The sequence below is a fragment of the Pseudomonas sp. SDO5532_S415 genome, from assembly GCF_054071155.1.
In genome coordinates this window covers 1-2,945 of sequence record NZ_JBSVWS010000319.1, presented here as the reverse complement: position 1 = coordinate 2,945, position 2,945 = coordinate 1, and the positions used below count along the sequence as shown (strand labels likewise).

Sequence of the window (2,945 nt, the reverse complement as noted above, 5' to 3'; positions counted from 1 at the left end):
GAACTGTGGTGATTGATCTGCGGTATTCGCGAGCAGGCTCGCTCCCACAGGGGGAATGCATTCCAAGTGTGGGAGCGAGCCTGCTCGCGAATGGCGCGACTCGGTTTTTCAGGAGGGTCATGGCCTGGCCCCCGCCTGATCCTGCAAACCGAATTTCTGTTTCAGGAACTTCGCTGGCGATGTGCTGAGGTTCTGCAGCCACTGTTCATCCGACGCCGCCTGTTGGGTCTGCAACGCCTTGCTCTGGCCCTTGCCCGGTGCCTTGTCCATCTTGATGTCGTCAGGCTTGACCTCGGGCGCGTTCTGTTCGGCGCTTTCGGTGCCTTTCTGCAAGGCGATGGCCAGGGCGAGGTTGGCCGTGGCTTCGGGGAACTGCGGTTGCAGCTTCAACGCCTGGGTGTAGGCCGCAATCGCTTCGTCGAACTTGAAGCGACGCACGTAAATGTTGCCCAGGTAGAAATACGCCTGGGGCGTTTGCAGACGCGCGAAGCTGGTCAGCGCCAAGTCGAAATCGGCGGCGTTGTAAGCGGCGATGCCTTTCCAGTACGGGTCGGCGAAATGCGCGGCGGCCTGCGGGAAGTGCTCATGTTCGAAGGCCCAGCGCCCTTGCTGGTCAGGGGTGAAGAAGGCGTCGGTCAGTGCGCCGGCCTGTACCGGCGCAGGTTGCCAGCCAAGTCCGACCGCCAATAGCAAACCGGCCATCCAGTTCAGGCTCCAGCCCTTGCGTACGCTGAAGAAGGCAAGCAACAGCAGCGGCCAGCACAACCAGTAGCCGGCGTCCTTCCAGTGCAGCTCGCGCTGTTCGTCGCTGGCGCGCTGGAAGTGCGCCTGGGCGTGCAGGTCGACCCAGTCCAGATCGTCGTTGTCGAGCGTCAGGCTGCCCAGAGGCGCATCCATTTTGGATGCCAGCTGCTTGAGCGCGGCCTGATCAAAACTGCCCAGCACCGGCCGACCGCTGCTATCGATTCGCGGCTGGCCACTGGCATCGCGGATGATCCCGCCGTCCTGGCTGCCGACCGCCAGTATCAACACTTGCAGCGCGCTGTCTGCCAATTGCCGGTCCAGACCGTCCAGCGCTGAAGTGTCGGCGCCATCGGTGATCAGCAGCAGGGTGCCGGGGGATTTTTCCTCGGCCAGCAAGCGTTTGGCCTGGTCGATCACTGCACTGACATTTTTTCCCGGCTTGCCGATCAGGTCGGTGCTCAAGGCCTGGATAAAGGTGTCGAGCAGGCTGGGATCGTCCGTGGCCGGCAGTACAAGGTGCGCACTGCCGGCGTAGGCGATCAGGGCATTGCGCGCGCCGGCGCGACGCTGGATCAGGTCATGAGTTTTGTGTTTGGCCGCTTCCAGGCGCGTCGGTTGCACATCGGTGGCGTCCATCGACGGCGACAGATCAATGGCGATGATCAGCGGTGCACGGTTTTCCAGAAAGTCCGGCCGATCCTGCTCCCAGGTCGGCCCGGCGGCGGCCAGGGCGCCGAGTATCAGCAGCGTGCAGACCAGGTGCACCGGTCGCAGCCATTGTCGGTCCTGCGGGGTGATCAGCAAGTGCGGCAGCAAGTGCCCGGCAATGTTGCCACGCAGGCGGCGTTGCAGGTCACGGCTGCGGCGCCAGAGCAGTGGCAGAACGGCAGCGAAGGGCAGCAGCAACAGCCACAGCGGACGCAGGAAGTGGAAGTCGCCGAGATTGATGTCCATCTCAGGCCTCTTGCCGCTGACGGGCCAAGGACAGGCGCAAACGCAGCATGGCGCCCAGTTGATAGAGCGCGAGCAGCGCAATCGCTACCCCCAGCGGCCACCAGAACAGATCCTTTTTCGGTTGATGGCTGAGGGTTTTCACCTGATGGGGCGTGAGCGTGTCGAGGGTGCTGTAGACCTGATCCAGCGCGGTGCGGTCTTCGGCGCGGAAGTACTTGCCACCGGTGGCTTCGGCGATCTGTTGCAAACTGGTCAGGTTGACCCTGGCTTCGCCGGAAGCCTGCGGATCGCCAATGGCAATGGTGTGAATCACCACGCCTTTGGCGGCCGCCATGGCCGCCGCATGATCCGGCGTGATGGCGCTGCTGGTGTCATTGCCGTCGGTCAGCAGGATCAGCACTTTTTCCTGTTCATGGGCCTGTTCCAGCAGCTTCAGGCTCAAGCCGATGGCATCGCCGATGGCGGTGTTGGGACCGGCCATGCCGATACCGGTGTCGTCCAGCAACAGCGACAGGCTGGCGTGATCGAGGGTCAGCGGTGCCTGCGGATACGCACCGCTGCCGAACACGATCAGGCCGAGGCGATCCTCTTTGCGTTTGTCGATAAAGCCGTGCACCACGCCCTTCACCGCCGCCAACCGATTGATCTTCTGGCCGCTGGCATCGGTGAAGTCGGTGGTTTCCATGGATTGGGACAGGTCGATGGCCAGCATCAGGTCTCGCACCGGTTGCTGGCGTTCGATGGGTTTTTCCACGTACACCGGTCGGGCCGCCGCCAGCAGCAACAGCACCCACACCAACAGATTCAATGCCAGCTGCCAGCGATTGCTGCGGGTGCCGGCCTGATTCGGTGCCTGGCCGACCGCGCGGCTCATGGCGGCAAAAAACGGCACCCGCACCGCACTGCGTGCCTCGCGGTAGTCGGGCAGGTAGCGATAACCGAACCACGGCAACGGCAACAGCAGTAACAGCCAGGGGTAATCAAGTTGCCACATGATGGTGCTCCACCCAGGTTTTGCAGGTGGCGAACAGTTGCTGGCGCTGTTCGGAGGGGAGGGCTTGCAGAACCGCATCAGGCGCGTAGGCCAGCAGCGCCAGTTGTTGGCTGAAGTTGGCGGGGAGGGGGGGCGCAACGTGCGCCTGCAGAAAGTCTTGCCAGTCCATCCCGCCTAGTGCGGTCACCTGTGGGAGCGAGCCTGCTCGCGAAAGCGGCGTGTCAGTCACCGCAAATTTTGAATGTGAGGCCGC

At 63.1% G+C, this 2,945-nt stretch carries 3 protein-coding genes; all 3 read right to left on the bottom strand.

Annotated elements, in window-relative coordinates; all coding sequences use genetic code 11:
* Positions 1-117: 117 nt before the first annotated feature.
* A complete protein-coding gene (locus ACW9HW_RS29690) occupies positions 118-1,698 on the bottom strand; it encodes a VWA domain-containing protein (RefSeq protein ID WP_457402896.1) in 1,581 nt (526 codons plus the stop codon).
* Between the two features lies 1 nt (position 1,699).
* Positions 1,700-2,692: a vWA domain-containing protein gene (locus tag ACW9HW_RS29685; RefSeq protein WP_457402894.1), complete on the bottom strand. Its 993-nt coding sequence runs from the start codon at positions 2,690-2,692 to the stop codon at positions 1,700-1,702.
* A partial coding sequence (locus tag ACW9HW_RS29680; RefSeq protein ID WP_457402892.1) for a DUF4381 domain-containing protein occupies positions 2,679-2,945 on the bottom strand: 267 nt, incomplete at its 5' end. The genes ACW9HW_RS29680 and ACW9HW_RS29685, both read right to left, overlap by 14 nt.